Source organism: Nonomuraea sp. NPDC049269 (genome assembly GCF_043197155.1).
Lineage (GTDB): Bacteria > Actinomycetota > Actinomycetes > Streptosporangiales > Streptosporangiaceae > Nonomuraea.
Genome location: NZ_JBICSO010000003.1, coordinates 772,535 through 796,170 on the forward strand (window position 1 = coordinate 772,535; position 23,636 = coordinate 796,170).

A 23,636-nucleotide genomic window follows, 5' to 3' on the forward strand; every position below is an offset into this window, starting at 1 on the left:
CTCATAGAACCAGATCGGACAGTTACTGAACAGGCAATTGACCGGACATTCACCGGACATTTCTCCGTGTGCCGGCAGGGAATTTTTTAATCGTCAGGCGGCGCAGATTCCCCCTTTCCTATTCCATAACCCCGCGCCTATGCTCGGCTCTTATGGAGGACACGGAGAAAGAGACGGTCCTGGGCCTTCAGCGGCAATTCGACGCGGCTGAGCTGGCCGCGGACGCCGAACGCCTGCGCGACCTGCTGACCGACGACTTCCAGTCGATCGGCCCCAAGGGATACGTACTCGACAAGGACCAGTGGATCGGCCGCCACGCCCAGTTCCAGTACCACGTCCTGGACACCAGCCAGATCGACGTCCGGCTGTACGGCGACACGGCGATCGTCCGCAACGTGCAGAGCAACAAGGCGACCTCGCACGGCCGGGCGGTGGCGCTGCGGGTGCGGGTGTCGCAGGTCTGGGTGAAGCAGGAGGGGGCGTGGAGACTGGCCGGCATCCAGTTCAGCCCGATGGCCGACGACGCCTAGCCCGCGCTGCGGTGATCACCGCGACCAGATCCCGCAGCCGCCAAGGGCGTCTGCGACCAGGAGGTTGATGATGACGACACCGACGACGTCACGGCTCGGCCCGGTGTTGCGGCACTGGCCGGTTCTGGTCGGGGTCGGAGTGGCCGTACTCGTGATCCTCGACATGGCCGCGGGAGTCGAGCTGGCGAAGCTGCTGGCCGCCTCGGCGGTGGTCTACCTGGGGGCGGCCGCCCTGAGAAAGCGGTCCGCGACCTGGCCCGTGTTCTTCGTGACCCTCGCTGTCATCCTGGCCGCGGACATCATCGACGAGGACTTCGAGGCGACCTGGGCGGTGTTGGGCCTGGGTGTACTGCTGGGCGGCTACGGCCTCGTGCGACGAGTACGTGAGGGCACGCGATCTGACCCGGCGGGGCTGCCGTTACAGTCGCTCGCCATGCTCGTCTTCGGCGCCGCTGCCACGATCGCGCTGTTCGTCAATGCGACGGTCGGCAGCTTCCTGGTGGCGCTGGGCCTGCTCGGCCACGCCGCATGGGACGTTTACCACTACAGAACGAACATGGTCGTGTCCCGTTCGCTCGCCGAGTTCTGCTTGATACTCGACACGGCCGTAGCCGCGGCGATCATCCTCCTGACATTCACATCACCCTGACCCGCGGGCCATGCGAATTCGTCGTGGAACGGCGATGGAACTCCTTTAGATGAGAACCGTCACCGTTCGAAAAGGGGAACGCATGCGCCACCAGATCGGCTTCCAGCGCCGCGTGTTAACGGTCCTGGTCATGTTCGCCATGGCCCTCGGTTTCCCGGCCGCCGCCCAGGCGAAATCTCTTTCGTCGACCGCTCTGCGCAGCAACTCCGGCATCTCCAAGTGCATCGGTCTGGCCAACAACGGCAGCACCGCCAACGGCACCCCGCTCGTGATCTGGGACTGCCACCTCCACGCCGACCAGCAATGGGGTCTGCCTGACGCTCCTGCGGCCTTCGGATTCGCTTCCTGATCGAGGCTTCGCCGCCACGCTGGACGAGCCTGACCACCCTGTTCTCGGAAGCCCTCCACGCGAGGACTTCCGAGAACAGGGTCTTACTACTTGCCGCCCGTCAGCGTGCCTGCGCACGACAGTGCTGGTGATCGACCCAGCTGACCATGCGGTGTGGTGTCAGCGGCCGCGTCAGGGCGGCGACGGTCCGGTATCAGAGCGGTCGGCGATGGTTGACCCATGAACGGTTCAGCGATCGCGGCCAACAGGACGCGGTCCACCAGCCGTCCATCCAATCTGAAGGAGCACACCATCATGTCCGTCACCCTTTCCGACCAGGACAAGCTCACCCTGCGAGTCGCCGCGTGGGGCGCCGTCTCGCTGATGTCGGCCGCCGGTGCCGCCGGCTCGGCCCACAAGGTCGCCACCCACGGCTCCATCGCCCTGACCTCCGCGACCGGCCTGGTCGGGCACGTGCTCGCCAAGGCGCCCAAGGGCGTCAAGTACGGCAAGTCCGTGGCCGAACTCGCCGACCAGGTGCTGCCGGCCCTGACCGCCGCCATGCGCCTGCTGAACCAGCAGGATCCGGCAGAAGCCGACAACTTCCGCGGCACCGTCACCGTCGCCATCGAAGCAGCCCGCACCCACCAGGGCGAGCCCAGCCCCACCATGGCCGAGATGGCCCGCAAGATCACCGAAGCCCTCGACGCCGCCTGACGGCACGCCAGGCCAGGCGATCTCATAACAGACTCAAAGGAGCACACACCATGTCCGCCCTTACCGACCAGGACGAGCTCACCCCGGAGCTGCAGAAGGCCATCCAGGAGATCGTTGACTCCGGTTTCACCGGCGTGTCGCTGCGTGTGCACGACGAGCGGGGCCAGTGGGCCGGCAGCACCGGAGTAGCCGAGCTGGGCCAGACCGCCAAGCCCCCGACGAACGGGCACGTCCGGATCGGCAGCAACACCAAGACCTTCACCGCGACCCTGGTGCTGCAGCTGGTGGCCGAGGGCAAGATCGGGCTGGACACCCCGGCGGCGGACTACCTGCCCGAGCTCGGACTGGACGAGCGGATCACCGTGCGGATGCTGTTGCAGCACACCAGCGGGGTGTTCAACTTCACCGGCGACTACTACCCCGAGTACGTACCGGGGATCGTCTGGTCCGGCCAGGAGTGGGTGGACAACCGGTTCACGACCTACCGGCCGCAGGAACTGGTGGAGCTGGCGTTGTCCAAGCCGGCGCGGTTCGAGCCGGGGACGGGCTGGAGCTACTCCAACACCAACTACGTGCTGGCCAGGCTGCTGATCGAGAAGGTCACCGGCCGCCCGCTCGCCGAGGAGATGCAACGACTGATCCTGGGACCGCTCGGCCTGTCGGACACCGTGGTGCCCGACACCTCACCGGAGATCCCCGAGCCGTACGCCCACGCCTACTACCGCTACCAGGACAAGACGGTCGACGTCACCCGCCAGAACCCGTCCTGGATCTCCACCGGCGGCGACATGATCTCCACCACCCAGGACCTCCACACCTTCATCTCCGCCCTGCTGAGCGGCAAGCTCCTACCCGCCCCGCTCCTGGCCGAGATGCGCACCCCGCACCCCACGGGCATCCCGAACATGGACTACGGCCTGGGAGTGTTCGTCCTGACCACAGACGACGGCGGCACCCTCATCACCCACAACGGCGGCATCGCGGGCCACGGCGCACTGATGTACAGCACTCCCGACGGCGGCAAAACCCTCACCGCCGCGCTCAACTATGTGGACGACGCCGCATTGTCCCTGGCAGAGGCATTCCAGAAGGCGACACAGAAGCTCGTCAAGGAAGTGTTCGGCGGCGGGCAGCCGACTCAGTAGACGGAACTGGAACGGAAGAAGAACGGAAGATCGATCTCATAGCATCCACAGGCGTTGCCCAAGCGCTGGTGCCTGGTGACGGCACCAGTTCACGCCGCCTGTCCACCGGGTTCATGCCTGAACAGGCCGTGCGGATCAAGCAACCCGGTAAGGGTCAGACCACCTCATGGAGGCTTTGTGATCAGCAGACGTCAGCTCATGCGCACGGTTGCGGTCGGCCTGCCGGCCGCCGTGCTGGGCGGGACGCTTTCGCAGGTGCCCGCCGCGCAAGCGCACTCAAGGACGAGATCGATCACAGCCGAAGGCTACGAGCAGCAGGCGTGCGCTCCGGGCAGTGGCAAGATCCTCCAATGGGGTCCGGCGAGTGCCCCGGCAGTGCCGGCGGCCGGGTTGTCGGGAGTGACCGCCATCTCTACCGGGGCCTGCGCGAACCTGTACAACCTGATGCTCAAGAACGGGCAGGTGGCTACCTGGGGAAACTTCAACCTCAATGACCCCAACCAGCAAAGGCTGTCTCGAGTACCTGTTGCGGCGACCAGAGACGTCACGGCGATCGCGACGGCCGGCGCGTATGCCTTCGCGCTCAGAGACGGTGGCGTAATCGTCTGGGGCGGCACCCGCGACACCCAGTTAACCCTCCCTGAAGCGGCAAAATCCGGTGTCACCGCGATCGCCGGCGCGAATGGTGGAAGCTCGTACGGCCTCTTTCTCAAGGACGGCGGCGTCATCCAATGGAATGGATATGTCGCCGTTCCTGATGAAGCGAAGGAAGGCATCGTCGCGATTTCCGCCAGGCAACATGCTCTCGCGCTGCGGGAGGACGGCCGCGTCATCACGTGGGGGCCCAACCTTCCCGCGAACCTGATGGTGCCCGCCGAAGCACAGTCCGGTGTCACCGCCATCTCCGCGGGCAACGGTTTCAGCCTCGCCCTCAAAAATGGTGCCGTGCTCGCATGGGGCAACAACGAGTACGGACAACTGGAAGTCCCGTACGAGGCACAGACCGATGTTGTCGCTATCTCCGCTGGAAACTTGGCCAGCATGGCGCTGACCGCCGACGGAAAGATCGTCACGTGGGCGTACAACTTCTACAAGCAACTCGACATCCCCGCTGAGGCGCACTGCGGGGCGAGTGCCATCTCGTGCGGGTACGTCTGCATGGTGCTCCTGTGACGGAACTCTGGGGTCGGTGATCACGTGGGCGGGGACGTTCCTGGAAGAGCCCTGAACGTGCCCCACCCTTGCCTACATGATCTTTCCCGAGCCCGCTATCTGCCTTCGCCGGCCATCACGGTAAAGGTGAACCCGGCGCTCGTCGTACGGCGCAGCGGAATGTCGCACTTGATCCGGCGCAGCACCTCGTTCCTGCTGAGGCCGAGTCCCTGCGCGATGAGCCATTCCGCGCGCACCGGCACCGGATCCTCGAAGACGACCTCCACCTGGACCGGCCATGCCTCGTCGAGACATACCGACGGGGTGTCCAGCCGCCAGGCCCCTTTCCAGTCCAGGGTGAAGCGGTTGCGCCGGGCGAGCAGTGGATCCAACAGCCTGGACGCCACCAGCTCCGGATCGTTGGCGTAGTAGCCGTCGAGCTCGGCCGGATCGATGCGCCTGACCGGCGCTCGCTCGTGCACGGTGAGCTTGCTGGTCCGATCGCAGGACACGCAGCGGACCAGCAGCCACACGTCCAGCAGCTTGCCGTTGGCGTTGACGCGGAACCTGCCCTCGCCGGTGGTGGCCGACTCCGACCGGCAGTCCACGCACCGCAACGACAGCAGAGGCAGCCTGGTCCGACGGACGACCCAGGGCAGCACAGTATGAGGTTGTGAAGACATGATCTCTCTAGACCTGACACGAGGCCGATTACGCGCGGCCTCAAACGCTGAATGACCAGGCGCACACGGGCAGCCCGGCAGAACCGACGTCAGCGTCGGCTTGAAAGTGAGCGGAAGGTGTCAGGTCTAAAGAGCAGGCGGGGTCACGCGGTTTTGTCCTCTGTCCTCACTACGACGGGCCGCAGGCAAGGTACCGGAACGCGGAAGGAAGGCTCAAACGGTTTTCCGGCGGCCCTAGCCGATGTCCACCACCCGTGCCCATGAGGGCGGCGTGTCCGGCACATAGTCGGGATCGCTCTCGTACGACCGCTTGTTCCGGGAGAACAGCCCCACCACCATCCGGGACGCCGGCCGTTCCCGCGGCCACGGAGTCTGCCCGTCGGTCAGGACCACGATGACATCCGGCCGCGCACTCGCCCGCAGCGCCTTGGCGATGCCCGCACGCAGGTCCGTACCGCCGCCACCCACCAGCGTCATCCCCTCGGCCCGGCACAGCGGTTGCGCGACCCGGGCCGCCGCGTCGCAGGACAGGACGCTGACCAGGTCGCGCCGGCCGCCCACGGCGCGGACGATCGCGGCGACCTCCAGCAACGCGCTCCCCAGTTCGGCGTCGCTGACCGACGCGGAGGTGTCGATGACCACGCTGATCCGTGGCGGCCTGCGCCGCAGGCTCGGCAGGATGACGCCGGGCAGGCCGGCCGAGCGCCGCGGCGGCCTGCCGTAGGTGTAGTCCTCGCCCACGCCGGGTCCTGACACGGCCGAGCGGATGGCCGTGCCGAGCAGTTCCCGCCATGGCTGCGGCGGGTGGAACGCCTCCTCCGCCCACCGCCGCCACCCCTTCGGCACGTTCCCCGGATGGGCGTTGATGCCCTGCGCCACCCGGAACCGGACCGCCTCCCGCTCGTGGTCGCTGAGCCCGTTCGCGCCCTCGGGCCCGAGATCCCACTCCCGCTCGAGTCCGTCGGCGCCGCTGCCGCAGTCCAGCCAGACCAGACCCTGCGTGTACGGCCCGAGCCGGAACTGGCGCAGATAGTCCTCCATGAGCTCGCCTTCGTGCAGCCCCAGCATCTTCGGTTGGACGGCGCCCTCAGGCCGGGTCAGCGCGTCACCGTACACGTCGTCGTTGATCTCGAAGTCGGCGGCGATGTTCATCCGCAGCCGCTCTCCCCGTCCCGTCAGCTCCCGCTGCCGGGCCACCCGGTCGCTGCGGCCGTGATGGTCGCGCAGCAGGTGGGAGACCTCGTGCACCCACACGCTCGCCAGCTCCTCGACGGGTGTCCGCGCGACGAACGCCGGTGAGACGTAACACCGCCAGTGCCGATCCACGGCCATCGTGGGCACGAACCGCGACTCCACCGGATGCAGCGCGAACAGCGCCGTCGCCAGATAGGGCCGGGCCCGCGCGGCGTACAACCGGGCGGTGAAGAGCTTCTCCAGGTCCATCAGCCCGTCACCCGCGCCGCGACCTCATCCGCCTTCCTGCTCAAGGAGACCACCCCGGCGAGCCTGTCTATCGAGGCCGGGACCTGCCAGTCCGCGCGGCGCAGCGCGGCGAGCGTGGAGGCGGGCACGACCACCAGGTCCGGGGCGCCGGTCTCCAGGGCTCGTACCAGCAGCGCCCATGCCGCTTCCCACCGGTCCTTCTCCGGCCGCCTCCGCACGGCCGCGACCACACCGTCAAGTACGGCCTGGCGCAGGTCACCCCGCTGGGGCAGCTCGGCCGTCGCCGGGTCGGCCAGCAGCGCCTCGGGGTCGGGGAGGTCCATCCGATCCAAGGCGGCAAGCAGCTCCAGCCCGGGCCCGTCTCCCACCGCGCCCCTGACCAGCATGGACAGCGCGTCCTTGGACGCGTCGGCCGCGGTGGCGAAGGCGGTCAGGCACAACGCCATCTCCCAGCTACGAGGTGAGGGCCACGGGCCACCCCGGTGCGCCTCGTTGTTCGGCAGCCGGTGCACGAGATCGGGCCGGGCGGTGAGGAGCCCGCACACCGCACGCCGGGCGAACGTCACCGCCTCGGTCAGCCGCTCTGGGTGGAGCCACGGCAGGCTCGCGCGCGGCCAGGTCCCGCCGAGGCCGCGTACGACGACATCATGATCGTGACGCCATTGCAGATGGACGAACCGGTTCGCGAGCGGCGGGCTCAGCTCCCAGCCGTCAGCGGCGGAGGAACGCGGGTTGGCGGCCGCCACGATCCGGACACCTGCCGGGAGCCGCAGAGCTCCGACCCGCCGTTCCAGAACCAGGCGGAGCAGAGCTGCCTGTACGGCGGGCGGTGCCGTGGACAGCTCGTCCAGGAAGAGCAGCCCCCGGCCCGCGCGAGCCAAATGTACGGCCCAATCCGGCGGCGCCATCGGAACGCCCTGCACGGCGGGGTCGTCACCGACCACCGGCAGGCCGGAGAAGTCGGACGGCTCGTGCACACTGGCGATCACCGTCGTGAGCGGCAGGTCGAGCGCCTCGGCGAGTTGCCGCAGCGCCGCGGTCTTGCCGATCCCCGGCTCCCCCCACAGCAGGACGGGCAGGTCGGCCGCCACGGCCAGGGTCAGGGCCTCCAGTTGCGTGTCGGTACGTGGCTCCGTGGTGGTGTCGCGGAGCAGGGACAGTAGATCGCCGGCGACTTCAAGGCGCGAGGCATGAACAGACGAAAGCATGATTAATCACCTTTGATGGCTAGGAAAGCGTCAGAGGAATGTGGCGTGGCGCGGGCGTGCCCGGCCCTTACGGGAGCGGCGGTCCGGTCGCTCGACCGGTCCCGGCCTCGACCCGAGCCCGGCACGGAACAGCCCGTGGTCGATCCGCCGCCGCGCCGCCTCCTCCAGCACGTCGCACAGCGCGCCCTCGGGCAGCCGCGCACCAGGTCCGAGGAGACCGTCGACAGTGGCCTGAGCACCGGCGGCGTCGCCGTGCTCCAGCCGCGCGCGAACGTCGAGGAGGCACTCCGGGGAGCGGTGGGCCTGCTCGATCAGCCGCAAACAGGGCAACGGGGTGCCGGTCAACCCGGCCAGCAGTTTCTCGCGCCGGATCTCGGTCGCGTCGTGATCCAGGGCGACCAGCACGCCGTTCACGAGCGCGATCCTGTGCTGGGCGCCGCGGCACTCGATCATGCGCGGCCCGTTCTCGCTCTGGTGGCCGGGTGGCTTGGCGTCCGGCGAATGACCGGGTACGAGCGCCGCCGCGACGAGCGGGTGCAGCCTGTCGGCCGCGATCAGCCCGGCACGCAGCAACGCCAGGTCGGGCAGCACCCAGGTCGCCGCATCAGGCAAGATCGGCGCCGATGCAGGTCCTTCGTCGCTGACCTGGGAGGCGTCCACATCGAGGAACACCTGACGCCGCCCGCCGACCCGGACGGCGACCGTACCCCCGTCCTGCCCCTCGGCGCAGAGCAGCAACCGGGCCTCGGCCGGCCACCGATCGACGGCCCAGCCCCGTGCGTGCGGCGCCGTTTCGGAACGCGCACGCAACTCACCGACCCTGCGCGCATCCCACAAGTGGCGATGCAGGTCGAGCCGGAAGCGTCGATGCGGATGGGGGTGCGGATGCGGTCCCGACCGGGAGCCGTCCCACAGCGCCAGACTGATCCGCTGACCGGCATCCGCCCAGGCCGGCGGGGTCCTCGCCACAAGGTGAACCTCGTGGTACCGGGCCAGCGAGAGGGTCAGGCCCGGACGTATCAGGCCGTTGGGGGCGATCCTTGGCATGTGCCAGCGCAGCAGATCAGGCGCCAGGTGGCGAAGGTCAGTTCGGAGGTGGGTGGCCAGTTCCTGGCCGTGGACGCGCGCTATGTGGCGCAGATTGAGATCGACGTCCACGTGTGCTGCCGCGCACGCTGCTGCCCAGTCTCCGGTGGTACGGCGGGCGGTCGCTGACTCGATCATGGAGGGCGGCACGGCGAACTCACGCACGCGCAGCCAGAGGGTCAGGCGGGAATCCTCGTTCGAGGTCGAGTGCGGCATCAGCACTCACCTTGCGCGAACGGGTCCCCCAATCTGATGCAGGAGGTATTCATCATGATCAGCCTAGCGTCTTCCGGTCCACGCGAGAAGAGCGGCGCCAACCGCTGGAGATCCTTTCATCGGTGGAGCGCGTCCGGAGTGTCGTCCGCCACCAGGAAGCCGCCGGACTGGTGCCGCCAGAGCCGGGCATAGGATCCTTCGGACTCAAGCAGCTCACCGTGGGTGCCCTGCTCCACGATCTCGCCCCGGTTCAGCACGACAAGCCGGTCCATCCGGACGACGGTGCTCAGCCGGTGCGCGACCACGAGCGCGGTGCGGTCCTGCATCAGCTCCCACAACGCTTCCTGGACGAGGATCTCGCTCTCCGAGTCCAGGGCGCTGGTCGCCTCGTCCAGCAGCAGGATCGGGGCGTCGCGCAGGATGGCGCGGGCGAGTGCGACCCGTTGCCGCTGGCCGCCGGACAGCTTGACACCACGCTCACCGACCAGGGTGTCGAATCCCTTCGGCAGCGACTCGACGAACTCCGTGACGTGCGCCGCCCGCGCGGCCCGCATGATCTCCGCATCGGTGGCGCTCGGCCGGGCGAAGGCGATGTTGTCCCGCACCGACCGGTGGAACATGGCCGGCTCCTGGGGCACGTACGCGATGAGGCCGCGCAGCTCGGCCTGCCGCAGGCGGGCGATGTCCTGGCCGCCGATCAGGATCCGGCCATCGTCGACGTCCATGAGGCGCAGCAACAGCCGGGTGAGCGTGGTCTTGCCGCCGCCGGACTGGCCGACCAGTCCGATCTTGGTACCGCTGGGGACGTCCAGGTCCAGGCGCTCGAACAGGGGCGGACCGCCGGCGTGCGCGAACTTCACCCGGTCGAAACGGATGCTCGCGTCCGCCGGGCGCAGCGGCTGCGGGTCGGCCGGATCGACCACACTCGGCGGTACGAGCAGCAGCTCGGTGAACTGGGCGGCTTCGGTGAGCACGCTCTCGATGCGCCGGTATATCTGGTTGAACTCGAACATGACGTTGATCGTGTTGGAGTAATAGGTGAACGTCACCACGATGGCCTCCACACCCAGACCGCCCCGGAGCGCGACGGCGAGCAGCAGGCCGAGGGCGCTGGTGAGGATCGATATGGGGGCGACCACGGTGTCCACGCGCAGGTTGCCGTAGTCCCAGGAGCGCAGCGACAGTTTCCGCTGCTCGGCGACCCTGACGCGATGCTCTGCGGCCTCGCGGTCCTCGGCGGCGAACGCGCGTACGGTGTCCATGTTCGCCAGGACGTCGGCGACGTGGCCGGAGACCCGCACCTTGGCGGCCTCGCGCTGGTCGACCAGCGCCTGGCGGCGGCGGATGAGCGGCGCGACGAGGCAGCCCGTGACGATGATGAGGCCCACCAGAACGAAGACCAGCAGCGGGTGATAAGTCCACAGCACCACCGAGGCGAAGACGATCGGCACCACCTTGGCCATGATGGAGAAGGTCAGCGTGTCGACGAAGTCCTCGAATCGCGAGGAGAACCCCAGCACCCGTTTGGTCAGCGACCCGGCGAAGTTGTTGTGGAAGAACGCGGTGTCCTTGGTCAGCAACTCGTCCATGCCCACCACGCCGAGGTGCTCGATGCCGCGGGCGTCCGTACGGTTCAGGAAATGCAGCCCGACGCGCCACAGCGCCTCACCGGCCAGCAGCAACCCGGCGAAGCCGAGCACGTACGGCAGGAGCGCGCCGACAGAGCCGTCACCGCCGGCGGACAGCTGCCCCACAATGCCGGCCACCGCCAGTGGCGCCAGGTAGAACAGGCAGATGTTCCCGAACGCGGGCATCGTCAGCGCGAGCGCCGCGACACGCCACTGGCGCACCAGCTCACCGGAGTAGTGCCGCAGCGCGAGCAGGACCGCGGACTTTCGTACGGATGGAGCGCCTCCGGTGTCCGCAGGTGATCCGAGCACAGCCATCCCGCCCCTCCCGAACCCCGGCAACCGGCGGTGACCATGGTGCCGCAGGGCGTACCCGGAAGCGACTGATTTTCCGGCGACCGCCACCAGCCGCGGCGCGCGTTCAGGCCGAGCAGAACGCTACGACCTCCGCACCCCAAGCCTGCGAGCCGGCCACGATAGGCGTTCCAACCGGTTCCGCGCTCAGGTGCGTGGTCTCCGTCGAAGAGTGGCGACTCGAACGACTCACTCCCGCGAGTCGAGTTCTCCAGAGCGCTGGTCACGCTCTGTGCCTATACGTTGCCGGAATGGAGTTGTTCACCCCGACGCTCGACTGGAGCTCTGAGGTCTGGGCATCGCTGGTGTGGATCGCCGAAGCCTGGGCGATCGCCGCGGTCTGCACGTTGGCGGTCCTCGTGCTGATCGGCCTCGTCACGACGTGGGGCAGGCAGTTCTGGCGCATCACCGGCGCGTACTTCACCGGACGAGGGAGCGTCAAGGTCTGGCTCTGGCTCAGCGCCATACTGGTGTCGGTGGTGGCCGGCGTCCGGTTGAACGTGCTGTTCAGCTACCAGGGCAACGACATGCTGTCCAGCCTCCAAGTCGCGGTTCAGGGCATCGCCGTCAACAAGACTCCGGTGAAAGAATCCGGCGAACACGGCTTCTGGCTGTCCCTGTGGGTCTTCTGCGTCCTGGCGGCGGTACACATCGCCCGGTTGCTGCTGGATCTGTTCCTGCTCCAGCGGTTCGTGCTGGCCTGGCGCGCCTGGCTCACCGACAGGCTGATCGGAGACTGGCTCGACGGCAGGGCCTACTACCGGTCGCGATTCATCGACGACACCATCGACAACCCGGATCAGCGTATTCAGTCGGACATCGACCTGGTCACCGCCGGATTCGGACCTCTGCCGAACCTTCCGAGCAACGGGGGGACGGCGAGCACGCTGTTGTTCGGCGCGATCTCCGCGGTCACCTCGATCGTGTCGTTCACGGCGATCCTGTGGAGTCTCTCGGGCACGCTTTCCCTCTTCAAGACCGAGATTCCCAGGGCGATGTTCTGGATCGGGCTGGTCTACGTTCTCATCGCCTCCGTGATCGCCTTCTGGATCGGCAAGCCGATCATCTGGCTGGCCTTCCGAAACGAGAAGTTCAACGCGGCGTTCCGCTACGCCCTGGTGCGCCTGCGCGATGCGTCGGAGGCGGTCGCGTTCTACCGCGGCGAGCTCGCCGAACGCTCAGGGCTGCGGCGCCTGTTCGTCCCCGTTGTCGCCAACTACAAGCGGTATCTGAACAGGACCATCGGCTTCAACGCCTGGAACTACTCGATCAGCCAGAGCATCGTGCCCCTCCCCTATGTCCTGCAGGCGCCGCGCCTGTTCGCCGCCGAGCTCCGCCTCGGCGATCTCACCCAGTCGGCATCGGCCTTCAACGAGATCCAGAACGGCCTGTCGTTCTTCCGGAACGCCTACGACGCCTTCGCCGGATACCGTGCGGCGATCATCCGGCTTCACGGTCTGGTCGTCGCCAACGAAGAGGCCAGGGCGCTGCCGGAGGTGACGACGCTGCCCAGCGACGACGGGATGGTCCAGCTCGAGGCCGTCGAGGTCCGCACCCCCGATGGACGGCAGTTGATCAATCCGCTGGACATGCGGCTCGAAGTGGGTGACACATTGGTCGTCACCGGGCCGTCCGGCAGCGGCAAGACCACGCTGTTGCGCAGCCTCGCCGAGTTGTGGCCGTTCACCACCGGCACGCTGACCCGGCCGTGCGGACCCAACGAGACGATGTTCCTGTCGCAGCTGCCCTACGTACCGCTGGGCGACCTGCGCGCTGTCGTGACCTATCCCGGCAGAGAAGGCACCGTCGATGACGAGACCCTGCGCGGCACACTGCGAAAGGTCGCGCTGCCGCATCTCGTGGACCGGCTCGACGAGGTGCAGGACTGGGCCAAGGTGCTTTCCCCCGGGGAACAGCAGCGGATCGCGTTCGCGCGGATTCTGCTGACGAAGCCGAAGGTGGTGTTCATGGACGAGTCGACCTCGGCGTTGGACGAGAACCTGGAATTCCTTCTCTACCAACTGGTGCGGTCAGAGCTGCCCGACACCATCGTCGTCAGCGTCAGCCACCGCTCGACGGTCGAACAGCACCACACCCACGAACTCGAACTGCTCGGCGAAGGCGAATGGCGCTTCGGCCCACTGGGAAACGACGATCATTAACCCTCCGTCTTCGGTCAGCTATCGAGTGAGAGTGTCGATCGCGGTGACGTCTTTGGCTGTGAGGCCGAAGCCTTGCAGATCGAAGTTGGTGGCGATGCGTTCCCGGCGGGAGGACCTGGGCAGGATCACGATGTCGTGTTCCAGATGCCAGCGGAGGACGACCTGGGCGGGAGTGACTTCGTGCCTTCGGGCGATCTCGGTGAGAACTGGGTTGTGCAGGTCGGTGTTCTTAAGACCGCTGTAGCCCTCGACGACCACACCTCGCCGGCGGTGCTCCTCCAGCAGGGCCGGGTCGTGCTGCGCCGGGCTCCACGGAATCTGGTTGACCGCCGGCTGCTGTCCGGTCGCCTTGGTCAGCAGGTCGATCTGTGCCGGGCTGTAGTTGCTGACCCCGACGTTACGGACCAATCCGGCGTCCTTGGCGGACAACAGTTCCTGCCACGTCGAGACGAGCTCGCCCTGGCTCGTCGGCCAGTGGATCAGCCAGAGATCCACGTAGCCGGTGTCGAGCAGCCGAAGACTCGACTCCAGAGTACGACGGGCATGCCGCGCGTCCTGCGGGCGGAGCTTGGTGGTGACGAAGACCTGCTCCCGGTCCAGGCCACTGTCTTTCACGGCCCTGCCGACGTCCGACTCGTTCTGGTACAAGGTCGCGGTGTCGACATGTCGATAACCGATCTCAAGCGCCGCACGCACCGACTCGTACGCGGTCTTGGGCGAGAGCTGCCAGGTCCCAAAACCGATCAACGGCAACGCAGTACCACCAGGCAAGTCCACTGTCTTGGTCATGCGTAGCATTCTGCCTTGATCGACGGCCGCTCGCTGGCCACAGGGTCTTCAGTGGCCCGCGGACGCCAGCCGCCGGCCGGGAAACGCCAGCGCTGTTCGCCCGAGGAGGCGTCCAAGGCGTACACGGCGCCGTCGTCGCTGCCGAAGAGAACGACGTCGCCGGTCACCTCGAGATCGGTGTTGAGCGCGAAGGCGCCCACGAGGTCGCAGTGCCCCGGATGGGCCGCGCGCCGTCGAAGGCGGGCCTCATCGATCATCCAATAGACCGGGAACAGCATGCCGCCGTCGGCAGGAGCCCGACCGGTCACCTATTGCTGGGCGACCATTCCTCATCTACAGTTCTCGAACTGAGTTCAATTTTGGTGCGGGGGGACGTCTGCCAAGTGAGCCACCCCGCCGAGAAGGTGGCGGTCGGAGTGGATCAGTTCCTGCTTGTCCTGGTGAGCGGTATCGCCAGTGGCGCGATCTACGGCTTGATGGGCCTGGGCCTAGTGATCATTTACCGCGCGACGGACGTGGTGAATTTCGCCCTCGCCAGCCTGGCCACCCTGGGACTGTATGTGGCGATCACGTTCCGTGACGGCGGTGTGGCGATGCTGCTGGGGGTGTTCGCCGCGATAGCGGTGACCGCGGTGGTCGGGGTGATCGTGCGGGAGGTGGTGATCCGGCCGCTCGGTCAGGGGCAGTTGTTCTCCGCGCTCGTGGTGACGATGGGTGTCTCGCTCATCGTCGAGAGCGTGGTGGACTCGACCTGGGGCACCCAGCCGAAGACCTTTCCCAGCCTGGTGGACGGCACCGTCCGATGGGGTGACGCGGCGCTGCCGGCGCAGAGCCTGGTGACCATCGGCATCGCGGCGGCGGCGATGGCCGCCGTCGCCTTCCTGTTCGGGCGTACCACACTGGGGTCGGCGATGCGGGCCGTCGCCGAGTCCGCGGACACCGCACAGCTCATCGGCATCAGCGCGCAACGCGTGGCACGAATCGCGTGGGCACTCGGCCTCGCTCTGGCCGCTTTGGCCGCCTGCCTCTACGCGCCCAGATCGGGGCTGGTGCCCACCGTGCTGGCCGCGCCACTCTTCCGGGCGTTCGCCGGGATCTTCCTCGGTGGTCTCACGAGCATGTACGGAGCCGTCATCGGCGGGCTGACCGTCGGGGTGCTGGAGAACATCGCGGCCAGCTACGTCTCGGCCAGCTTCCGCGACACCTTCGTGTTCTCTTTCACCATCCTCGTGTTGTTGATCCGCCCGCAGGGCCTGTTCGGCACACGCACCTTCCAGCGGGTCTGAGGAGCAGCACATGGTATTCACCCGCTCGAATCTCGCGTGGGCCGCGCTCGGCCCGGTCGTCGGGCTGGCGCTCATCGCGCTGATGCATTCCGGGGCCATCCCGGCCTACCAGGCCTATTCGGTCGCGCTCGCCGCGGTCTACGCGATCGTGGTCCTCGCGGTCGGCCTCCTGGCCGGCTGGTCGGGGGTCTGGTCCGTGGGCCACCCCGCGTTCGTCGCCGTGGGTGCCTACTTCGCGGCGTACGGCGGTGCGCATCAGTGGCCGCTGGAGTGGGTGATCGTGGGGGCGATCACGTCGTGCGCGCTGATGGGCGCGTTCCTCGGATACGCCGGCGCCAGGTTCTCGGTGCTCTACATCGCCCTGCTGACGTTGGCGTTCAGCCTGGTGTCCCTTGAGGTGATCAACCGGTGGACCGGTGTGACCGGCGGCGACCAGGGCGTGGCGGTGTCCCCCTTGGACAGTGCGCTCGGCTTGGGCGCGGTCCCGAGCGGCGGTAGCGAGGCCCAGTATCTCGCGGTCCTCGTGGCGGGCGTGGTGTTCGCGATCGCGGTCTTCGCCAAGTCGACCGCGCTGCGCATGCGGCTGGTCGCCGCGAAGGCACACCCGCTGGTCGCCCGTTCCGTGGGCATCGTGCCCGAGGCGCAGACCGCTTTGTCGTTCGCGGTCAGCGCGGCGTTCACCGGCCTGGCCGGCGTGCTGCTTGGCCTGATCACCGGCTTCGTCAGCCCCGATACGTTCTCGCTGAACTTCGGTGTCACCATCATCGCGGCCTGCGTGCTCGGTGGCGTCGGCTCGGTGTTCGGCGCCGTGGTGGGCGGCGTCTACCTGGCGTGGGCTCCGACGGTGGCCGACGCCGTGTCGGTCCCGCAGCCGGTGGTACAGGGCGTCCTGCTGATCGCCGCGCTGATCTTCCTCCCCGGTGGAGTGGTCCCGTTCCTGGGCTCGCTGGTACGCAGGGCGCTGGGCAGGCGAGGTCCCGGCCTGCTCGACGGCGAGCATCACGTCAGCGCGGTGGCCGCCGACAGCGGGAACGGCGCTCCCGCCACCCCGGCGAGGGGCCGGCCGGTCGCGGATGACGCGGCACCGTTGCTGGTCGTCGATGGCCTGTCCGTACGATTCGGCGGTCTGAACGCCCTTGAGAGCGCATCGCTCGACGTACGGCCAGGCGAAGTGCTCGCCATCATCGGCCCGAACGGCGCCGGCAAGACCACACTGCTCAACGCCGTCTCCGGGCTCATCGGCGGCGCGCGGATCAGCGGCGCGGTCGACTACGCGGGTGTGAAGCTGATGAGGACGAGGGCCACCGCACGGCGCAGGCTGGGAATCGCCCGCACCTTCCAGCACGCGGAGACCTTCTCGGAGCTCACGGTCGCGGAGAACGTGCTGTGCACGAAGCGCTGGGTCGGCACGGCGGACCGCACCCGGGCCGATGAGCTGCTCGCTCTCACCGGACTGGCCGACGTGGCCGACCGCTACCCGGCCGAACTGCCGTTCGGGCTGCAGAAGCGCCTGGACCTCGCTCGGGCGATCGCCGAGGAGCCGAAGCTGCTGATCCTGGACGAACCGTTCGGCGGCCTGGACGCCACAGAGCGTCAACTGGCCGCCCAGCAGATCGTCCGCCTGCGTGCGCAGGGCGCCGCCGTCGTGATCATCGATCACGTTCTGGACGACCTCTTCGCCGTCGCCGACCGGGTGGTCGCCTTCGACTTCGGCAAGCCGATCGGCTCCGGCGAGCCGGGCACCATTCTGAAGGACCCGCACGTGCGGTCGTCATACCTCGGCCTGATCGCCACGCGCGCCGAGTTGCCGGCTCGCGCGGACGAGACCGCCGTCATCGCCCTGCGCGACGTCAGCCACCACTACGGTGGTGTCGCCGCCCTGCACGACGTCCACCTGGACATCGGCAAGGGCGCGGTCATCGGTGTCGTCGGAGCGAACGGCGCGGGCAAGAGCACACTCGGCAAGATCATTCACGGCTCGCTGCGCCCGTCGTCGGGACAGGTGCGGATCGGCGAGCCCGGTGCGCGCCCGATCCGCAGCAGCCTGGTCCCCGAAGGTCGTGCCCTCTTCAAGACCCTGTCGTTGCGGGAGAACCTCGAAGTGGCCGGTTACGCCGTAGGCGTCCAGGGATCGGCCCTGCGCACCCGCCTCGACGAGACCGCCGAATGGCTGCCGGAGCGGTTGCGCGCCCGCCTCTCGGTGGCCGCGGCCGGGCTGAGCGGAGGCGAGCAGCAGATCCTGGCCGTCGCACGGGCCCTGATGGCCCGGCCGGATGTGCTGATCCTCGACGAACCCGCGCTGGGGCTGGCGCCGGCCTTGGTCGACGAGGTCTACGCCCGGATCAACCAGCTCGCCCGCGACGGGATGACGATCGTGCTCCTGGAGCAGTTGCTCAGCCGGGCGCTCACCTCCTGCCATGAGGTGGTGGTGCTGCACGAGGGCCGGGTGGCCGCCCGCGGGGACACGTCGGACCCCTTGTTCGCCGAGACCGCGGAGCTGGCCTACTTCGGTGGGGAGGCCGCGACCATGCTCAAACTACGCGACGTGAACGAACTGGAGGCCTGATGCTCGACGTCGATCCGGCGCTGCTCGGCGACACCGATGAACGCAAGCAGCTACGGGAGGTCCTGCGCGACTTCTTCACCGAGGCCGCCGCGTCGCGGGACGTGAGCGAACACCTGACGACCGGCCGCGGACACGACCCGGCGCTGTGGGCGCGGATGGCCACGGAACTAGGCGTCCAGGGGCTGGTGATACCGGAGGAGTACGGCGGGTCGGGCTTCTCGTTCGCGGAGCTCGCGGTGGTCTTCGAGGAGGCCGGGCGGGCGCTGCTGTGCGCCCCCCTGCTCTCCACCACCGTGCTCGCGACCTACACCCTGTTGCTCAGCGGAGATCGCGAAGCCTGCGCCCGTTACCTTCCCGGCATCGCCGAGGGCACCCTCACCGCGACGGTCGCGGGCTTCGACGACGGCGGCGGCGGGCTACGAGCCACGCCGGGGAAGGGCGGGTGGGTCGGCAGCGGGGCGGCCGACTTCGTGCTCGACGGGTGTGGAGCCGACCTGATCCTCGTCGCGGCGCGGACCGCCGACGGAGCCGGTCTCTTCGCGTGCGAGCGTGACGCGGAAGGCCTCACCCGGACGGCCCGGACCGTTCTGGACGGTACCCGTCCCCAGGCCCTGGTCACCTTCGCGGACACCCCGTTCGTACAGATCGGGCAGCCGGGGAACGCCGCCGCGATCACCGGGCGGGTGCTCGACATCGGGCGGGCCGCGCTGGCCGCCGAGCAGGTCGGCGGGAGCGCGCACGCGCTCGACGCGACCATGTCGTACGTGCTGCAACGCCGTCAGTTCGACCGGCAGATCGGTTCGTTCCAGGCGATCAAGCATCGGCTGGCCGACCTGCTGGTCGAGATCGAGGCGGCGCGTTCGGCCGCCGTCTACGCGGTGGCATGTGTCACAGCCTCGGCCGAGCACCTGCCGGTGGCGGCAAGTACCGCGAAAGTGGTCTGTTCCGGCGCGTACCGCCAGGCGACCGCCGAATACGTGCAGCTGCACGGAGGCATCGGCTTCACCTGGGAGCACCCCGCCCACCTCTATCTGCGCCGCGCCCGTGCGGCGGAGGTTCTGTTCGGCACGGCCGACGACCACCGGGCACGCCTGGGCGGCCTGCTCGGTTTGAACGTGGCCTGACATGCCCGATACCAACCCTTGACAGGGCCGCACCGGCCCCGGAAACTGTACTGAATTCAGTTTAGTTTAGGAGGAACAGTGACGGTAGAGGACGAGATCCAGTTCGAGCGCGATGGCAACGTCGCGCGAGTGTGGCTCAACCGCCCGTGGAAGAAGAACTGTGTAACCCTGCCGATTCTCAAGCGGCTCGACGAGATCATCACCGAGGTCGACGCCGACCCCGAACTGCGCGTCCTGGTGCTGCGCGGCCGGGGTGGCACGTTCTGCTCGGGCTTCGATCTCGATGAGCTGCAGGCCGACTACATCGGCAGCAGCACGGCCATGGACGTGGCGGTCATCTCGGCGAAGGTCTGCGACCGGCTGTACTCGATGAGCACCCCCTCCGTGGCGGTGCTGGAGGGTCATGTCACGGCCGGCGGCTTCGAGCTGATGATCTCCTGTGACTTCGCGATCGCCGCGGACGACGCCAAGATCGGCGACTTTCACATCCGGCGGGCTCTGTTCGGCGGGGCGGGGCCGATCTACCGGGTGCCTCGCATGATCGGCATCCGCAAGACCAAGGAGCTGATGCTCACCGGCAAGCTGCTGTCCGGTGTCGAGGCGGTCGACTTCGACCTGATCAACAAGTCGGCGCCCGCGGAGGAGCTCGATGCCACGGTCGAGGAGTTCATCAGCCACCTGACCGACAAGAGCCCCTTCCAGATGCGGATCACGAAGATGACCATCGACCGCAGCCTGGAGGCCGACATCCAGTCGCTGATGGTGATGGAGCACCTGGCCGTCGGGGTGACGCTCAACTCCCAGGACGCCGCCGAGGGCGTGGCCGCGTTCCTGGAGAAGCGCGAGCCGAAGTGGAAGGGTCGCTGACCGGTGTCGGCGCATCAGGCCGCCGGTCTGCGAGGTTCCCGGTGCGAGGCGTGCGCGGTGACGGTCTACCCGGCTGACGACGCCTGTCCGCGCTGCGGGCGGGCGGCCTCTCCGGTGACGCTGTCCTCGGCCGGGGAGCTGTGGACCTGGACGGTCCAGCGGTTCGCTCCGAAATCACCCCCGTTCGTGCCGCCGAAGGACGGCTTCCGGCCGTTCGCAATGGGTTACGTGGAGCTGCCGGAGGGCGTCCGCGTCGCGGCGGTGCTCGACATCGACGACCTCGGCTCGATCCGGATCGGCATGCCGCTGCGGATAGAGCCGACCACCGGAGTACCACGCGCGATGGCGATCGAAGGGGCCTCATGACCGACGTACTGATCGCCGGCGCCGGCATGTCGCCGTTCGGCCGCACCGAGCACACGACCGGACGCCAGCACGCCGTGTACGCGGTGCGGGCCGCGCTGGCCGACGCCGGGATCGCGTGGCCACGGGTGGACGCGGCGTTCGGTGGCAGCGATGCCGCGGGGCTGGCCGACACCTTGGTGGCTCAGCTCGGCCTCACCGGCCTGCCGTTCGTCAACGTCAAGAACGGTTGCGCGACGGGTGGCAGCGCTCTGGTGTCGGCGGTGAACGCCATTCGCGGTGGCATGGCCGAAGTGGTGGTGGCCGTCGGGTTCGACAAACATCCGCGGGGCGCCTTCGACCCGTTGCCCGCGGGCTGGGGGCTCGACGAGGCCTACGGGCGTGACGGGCTGATGGTCACCACCCAGTTCTTCGGCATGAAGATCCGGCGTTACATGCACGACCACGGGATCAGCTCCCGGACGCTCGGACTGGTGGCGGAGAAGGCCTACCGCAACGGTGCCCTCAATCCGAACGCGTGGCGGCGTACCCCGATGGATGCCGACGAGATCCTCGCGTCGGGCATGGTCAGCGACCCGCTGACCCGCTACATGTTCTGCTCCCCGGGAGAAGGAGCGGCCGCGCTGGTGCTGTGCGCCGCCTCGGCGGTCAGGAATCCGACGAGCGTCCCGGTGACCCTGCGATCGGCGGTCGTGCGGTCGCGCCGCTTCGGCTCGTTCGAGGTCTTCAGCCCGTGGATCGCCGGCGGAGAGCTGAACAGCGTGACCCGGGACGCCGCGGCGGCGGCGTTCGAGGCGGCCGGTGTCGCCCCCGGCGATGTCGACGTGTGCCAACTGCAGGACACCGAGAGCGGTGCGGAGGTGATGCACATGGCCGAGTGCGGGTTCTGCGAGGACGGCGAGCAGGAGAAGCTGATCGCGTCGCGCGCCACCGAGATCGGCGGCTCGTTGCCGGTCAACACCGACGGCGGTTGCATCGCCAACGGTGAGCCCATCGGGGCGTCGGGTCTGCGCCAGGTCTGCGAAGTGGTGCGGCAACTGCGCGGACAGGCCGGAGACCGGCAGGTGCCCGGCGGGCCCAGAGTCGGATTCACCCACGTGTACGGCGCCCCGGGCGTGAGCGCCTGCACGGTGCTGTCCCGATAGAGGAACTGATGAGCGACATTCCAGCACCTGAGAAGTTCAGGGCAGAGGCCGCCGACTGGCTCGCGTCGGCCGCCCGGCCGCGGCAGGCGAGCGGCGCCTGGGGCACCGGAGACGACTCGGTAGCGGTCTTCGAGAACTGGTCGGAAGAGGAGGAGCGCGAGCACACCGAACGGATCCGGGCTTGGGAGATGACCCGGTACGACGCGGGCTGGGGCGCGCTGAGCTGGCCGGAGGAGTTCGGCGGACGTGGTCTGCCCGTGTTCTACGAGCAGCTCTACCGGCAAGAGGAAGCGGCCTTCGACGTCCCGCGCCGCACCGAGATCTTTCCGGTCACCCAGCAGCTGGTGGCCCCGGCCATCCGGATCTGGGGCACGCCCGAGCAGCAGGGGCGCTGGATCCGGCCCATGCTGCGCACGGACCAGCTGGCCTGTCAGCTGTTCTCCGAGACCGAGGCCGGTTCCGACCTGGCCGCGGTCCGTACCCGGGCGGTTCGCGACGGCGACAACTGGGTGCTCGACGGACACAAAGTGTGGACCTCGGGGGCGACGGTCGCGTCCTGGGGCGTCGCCGTGTGCCGCACCGACCCGGACGTGCGCAAGCACGCGGGCATCACCGTGTTCATGGTGCCGATGGACGCCCCGGGCGTCACCATCCGCCCCATCCGGCAGATGACCGGCGGGACCAGCTTCAACGAGGTCTACCTCGACGGTGTCGTGGTACCCGACACCGATCGGCTCGGCCCCGTCGGCGAGGGCTGGCGGGTCACCCTGACGGTGCTGGCCGCCGAACGGCTGGACTCCGGCTCCCTCGGCCTGGACAACGCCGACCGCGCCATCGAACTGGCCCGGCACCTGCCACGACCGCTCACCGGCCATGAGCAGAACCTCGCGGCGGACCTGTACGTACGCACTCTCGTCCAGCGCGTCATCGGGCTCCGCGTGACCGCGGCGCTGGTCTCCGGCCGCGAACCGGGCGCCGAGGCGTCGGTGGGCAAGCTCTACGCCACCGAGACCATGCGCCGCACCAGTGACCTGGTCCTGCAGCTTCTCGGGCCGCGCCTGGTCGCCGACACGGGAGAGTGGGGCACTTTCGCCTGGACCGAGCAGCTGCTGGGCGCTCCCGGCTACAGCATCGCCGGCGGCACCGACGAGATCCAGCGCACCATCCTGTCCGAGCGGGTGCTCGGCCTGCCCAAGGAGCCGTCACGATGACCGCCGACGTCGCTTCGCCGGACCTGGCCGACCGGGTTGTCAGCGCGTTCCCAGGCCGGCGGGTGGGCCCGCTGGAGACACTCGCCGGCGGCCACTCCGGGCTCACCTACGTGGTCACGGTGGGAGAGCGCAGGTACGTCGTCAAGGCGGTCCCGCATGCGGAACGTCCGGTGGGCCGTAACGACATGCTCCGCCAGGCGCGGGTGCTCCAGGCGCTGGCCGGCACGGCGGTGCCCGTCCCCGAGATCGTGGCCGTCGACGAGCGGCAACCGGCCTGGTTCGCCATGGAGTTCGTCTCCGGCGAGGCCGTGGAACCGGTGCTCGACGAGCACGATCTCGACCCGGCGCTCGCCCGCGCCCGCATGGTGGAGATCGCCGGTGTGCTGCGCCGCCTGCACGACCTCGACGTCGCCTCCCTCACGCTGGACGCGCCGCCGCCCCGCGACGCGACCGCCGAGCTCGAACAGTGGAGCCGCACGATGCGCGCGGTCCCCGCCGAGCTCCGCCCCGGGAGCGAGGAACTGCTCCATCGGCTCGCCCAGGCGGTGCCCGACGACCTGCCGCCGGTCCTGGTGCACGGGGACTTCCGGCTGGGCAACGTCCTGTGCCGGGCGGAGGAGGCGGCTGCCGTCGTCGACTGGGAGATCTGGAGCGTCGGTGACCCGCGGACGGACCTCGGCTGGTTCCTGCTGTTCGCCGACCACCGCAACTTCCCCGCGCTGGGCAAGGAGCTCGCCGGGCTGCCGACCGAGGCGGAGTTGCTGGACGCCTACCTCGCGGGCGCTCCGCCGCTGCCCGACTTCGACTGGTTCCGCGCGCTCGGCCGGATGAAGATGGCCGCCATCATGGGCCACAACCTGCGCCGTCACCGCGAGGGCCGGATCCACGACCCGGATCAGGAACGGTTGCCGCCGACGATCGCCGCCATGATCCGCATGGCCCGCGACCTTCTCGGCTGACCACCTCTTTCATGAAATCGAGGAC

The 23,636-nt window shown here is 68.5% G+C and carries 22 protein-coding genes; 15 read left to right on the plus strand and 7 right to left on the minus strand.

Going from position 1 to position 23,636, the window contains the following annotated elements; all coding sequences use genetic code 11:
• Positions 1-152 precede the first annotated feature (152 nt).
• From ACGFNP_RS21150 to ACGFNP_RS21175, 6 genes are all read left to right on the plus strand, one after another.
• Positions 153-530, plus strand: a complete 378-nt coding sequence (locus ACGFNP_RS21150; protein WP_393320933.1) for a DUF4440 domain-containing protein — start codon at positions 153-155, stop codon at positions 528-530.
• 70 nt (positions 531-600) lie between these two features.
• Entirely contained in the window at positions 601-1,179 is a 579-nt protein-coding gene (locus ACGFNP_RS21155) for a hypothetical protein (protein WP_393320936.1), read from the plus strand.
• Between the two features lie 82 nt (positions 1,180-1,261).
• Positions 1,262-1,528, plus strand: a complete 267-nt coding sequence (locus ACGFNP_RS21160) for a hypothetical protein (RefSeq protein ID WP_393320939.1) — start codon at positions 1,262-1,264, stop codon at positions 1,526-1,528.
• A 294-nt stretch (positions 1,529-1,822) separates the two neighbouring features.
• Positions 1,823-2,224 (plus strand): hypothetical protein, encoded by a 402-nt coding sequence (locus ACGFNP_RS21165; RefSeq protein ID WP_393320942.1) that lies wholly within the window; start codon positions 1,823-1,825, stop codon positions 2,222-2,224.
• Between the two features lie 50 nt (positions 2,225-2,274).
• Positions 2,275-3,369, plus strand: a complete 1,095-nt coding sequence (locus ACGFNP_RS21170; protein ID WP_393320945.1) for a serine hydrolase domain-containing protein — start codon at positions 2,275-2,277, stop codon at positions 3,367-3,369.
• 177 nt (positions 3,370-3,546) lie between these two features.
• Positions 3,547-4,542, plus strand: coding sequence for an RCC1 domain-containing protein (locus ACGFNP_RS21175; RefSeq protein WP_393320948.1), 996 nt, complete (start codon positions 3,547-3,549; stop codon positions 4,540-4,542).
• 95 nt (positions 4,543-4,637) lie between these two features.
• Here the strand turns inward: ACGFNP_RS21175 and ACGFNP_RS21180 are convergent, their stop codons facing one another.
• The 5 genes from ACGFNP_RS21180 to ACGFNP_RS21200 all read right to left on the minus strand — a co-directional run bounded on the left by ACGFNP_RS21180 (position 4,638) and on the right by ACGFNP_RS21200 (position 11,103).
• A complete protein-coding gene (locus tag ACGFNP_RS21180; protein WP_358315890.1) occupies positions 4,638-5,183 on the minus strand; it encodes a DUF1062 domain-containing protein in 546 nt (181 codons plus the stop codon).
• A gap of 255 nt (positions 5,184-5,438) precedes the next feature.
• Positions 5,439-6,647, minus strand: coding sequence for a VWA-like domain-containing protein (locus tag ACGFNP_RS21185; RefSeq protein WP_393320952.1), 1,209 nt, complete (start codon positions 6,645-6,647; stop codon positions 5,439-5,441).
• Positions 6,647-7,855 carry an AAA family ATPase gene (locus tag ACGFNP_RS21190; RefSeq protein WP_393320955.1) on the minus strand — a complete coding sequence of 403 codons (1,209 nt, stop codon included), beginning with the start codon at positions 7,853-7,855 and terminating at the stop codon, positions 6,647-6,649. The genes ACGFNP_RS21185 and ACGFNP_RS21190 overlap by 1 nt, the downstream gene beginning before the upstream one ends.
• Positions 7,856-7,885: 30 nt before the next feature.
• Positions 7,886-9,157, minus strand: a complete 1,272-nt coding sequence (locus ACGFNP_RS21195) for a hypothetical protein (RefSeq protein ID WP_393320958.1) — start codon at positions 9,155-9,157, stop codon at positions 7,886-7,888.
• Between the two features lie 116 nt (positions 9,158-9,273).
• A complete protein-coding gene (locus ACGFNP_RS21200) occupies positions 9,274-11,103 on the minus strand; it encodes an ABC transporter ATP-binding protein (protein ID WP_393320961.1) in 1,830 nt (609 codons plus the stop codon).
• A gap of 287 nt (positions 11,104-11,390) precedes the next feature.
• Between ACGFNP_RS21200 and ACGFNP_RS21205 the strand changes: the two genes are divergently transcribed.
• Positions 11,391-13,301, plus strand: coding sequence for an ABC transporter ATP-binding protein/permease (locus tag ACGFNP_RS21205; protein WP_393320964.1), 1,911 nt, complete (start codon positions 11,391-11,393; stop codon positions 13,299-13,301).
• Positions 13,302-13,319: 18 nt separating this feature from the next.
• Here the strand turns inward: ACGFNP_RS21205 and ACGFNP_RS21210 are convergent, their stop codons facing one another.
• Both ACGFNP_RS21210 and ACGFNP_RS21215 read right to left on the minus strand, forming a co-directional pair.
• Positions 13,320-14,090: an aldo/keto reductase gene (locus tag ACGFNP_RS21210; protein WP_393320966.1), complete on the minus strand. Its 771-nt coding sequence runs from the start codon at positions 14,088-14,090 to the stop codon at positions 13,320-13,322.
• A complete protein-coding gene (locus tag ACGFNP_RS21215) occupies positions 14,087-14,368 on the minus strand; it encodes a PQQ-binding-like beta-propeller repeat protein (protein WP_393320969.1) in 282 nt (93 codons plus the stop codon). Before ACGFNP_RS21215 ends, ACGFNP_RS21210 begins: the two co-directional genes overlap by 4 nt.
• Positions 14,369-14,473: 105 nt before the next feature.
• On the opposite strand from ACGFNP_RS21215, the gene ACGFNP_RS21220 reads away from it, so the two are divergent.
• From ACGFNP_RS21220 to ACGFNP_RS21255, 8 genes are all read left to right on the plus strand, one after another.
• Entirely contained in the window at positions 14,474-15,376 is a 903-nt protein-coding gene (locus ACGFNP_RS21220) for a branched-chain amino acid ABC transporter permease (RefSeq protein ID WP_393320972.1), read from the plus strand.
• 10 nt (positions 15,377-15,386) lie between these two features.
• Positions 15,387-17,942, plus strand: coding sequence for an ATP-binding cassette domain-containing protein (locus ACGFNP_RS21225; protein ID WP_393320975.1), 2,556 nt, complete (start codon positions 15,387-15,389; stop codon positions 17,940-17,942).
• Entirely contained in the window at positions 17,942-19,066 is a 1,125-nt protein-coding gene (locus tag ACGFNP_RS21230; protein ID WP_393320978.1) for an acyl-CoA dehydrogenase family protein, read from the plus strand. The genes ACGFNP_RS21225 and ACGFNP_RS21230 overlap by 1 nt, the downstream gene beginning before the upstream one ends.
• A gap of 78 nt (positions 19,067-19,144) precedes the next feature.
• Positions 19,145-19,933, plus strand: a complete 789-nt coding sequence (locus tag ACGFNP_RS21235; protein ID WP_358039992.1) for an enoyl-CoA hydratase/isomerase family protein — start codon at positions 19,145-19,147, stop codon at positions 19,931-19,933.
• A gap of 3 nt (positions 19,934-19,936) precedes the next feature.
• Positions 19,937-20,299 (plus strand): OB-fold domain-containing protein, encoded by a 363-nt coding sequence (locus ACGFNP_RS21240; RefSeq protein WP_358315857.1) that lies wholly within the window; start codon positions 19,937-19,939, stop codon positions 20,297-20,299.
• Complete coding sequence (locus tag ACGFNP_RS21245) at positions 20,296-21,441, plus strand: thiolase family protein (protein ID WP_393320983.1); 1,146 nt, start codon at positions 20,296-20,298, stop codon at positions 21,439-21,441. Before ACGFNP_RS21240 ends, ACGFNP_RS21245 begins: the two co-directional genes overlap by 4 nt.
• Before the next feature lie 8 nt (positions 21,442-21,449).
• The gene (locus ACGFNP_RS21250; protein ID WP_393320986.1) at positions 21,450-22,652 is read left to right on the plus strand and encodes an acyl-CoA dehydrogenase family protein; all 1,203 of its coding nucleotides are present in this window, start codon (positions 21,450-21,452) and stop codon (positions 22,650-22,652) included.
• Positions 22,649-23,611 carry a phosphotransferase family protein gene (locus ACGFNP_RS21255; RefSeq protein ID WP_393320989.1) on the plus strand — a complete coding sequence of 321 codons (963 nt, stop codon included), beginning with the start codon at positions 22,649-22,651 and terminating at the stop codon, positions 23,609-23,611. Before ACGFNP_RS21250 ends, ACGFNP_RS21255 begins: the two co-directional genes overlap by 4 nt.
• The last annotated feature ends 25 nt before the right edge of the window (positions 23,612-23,636 follow it).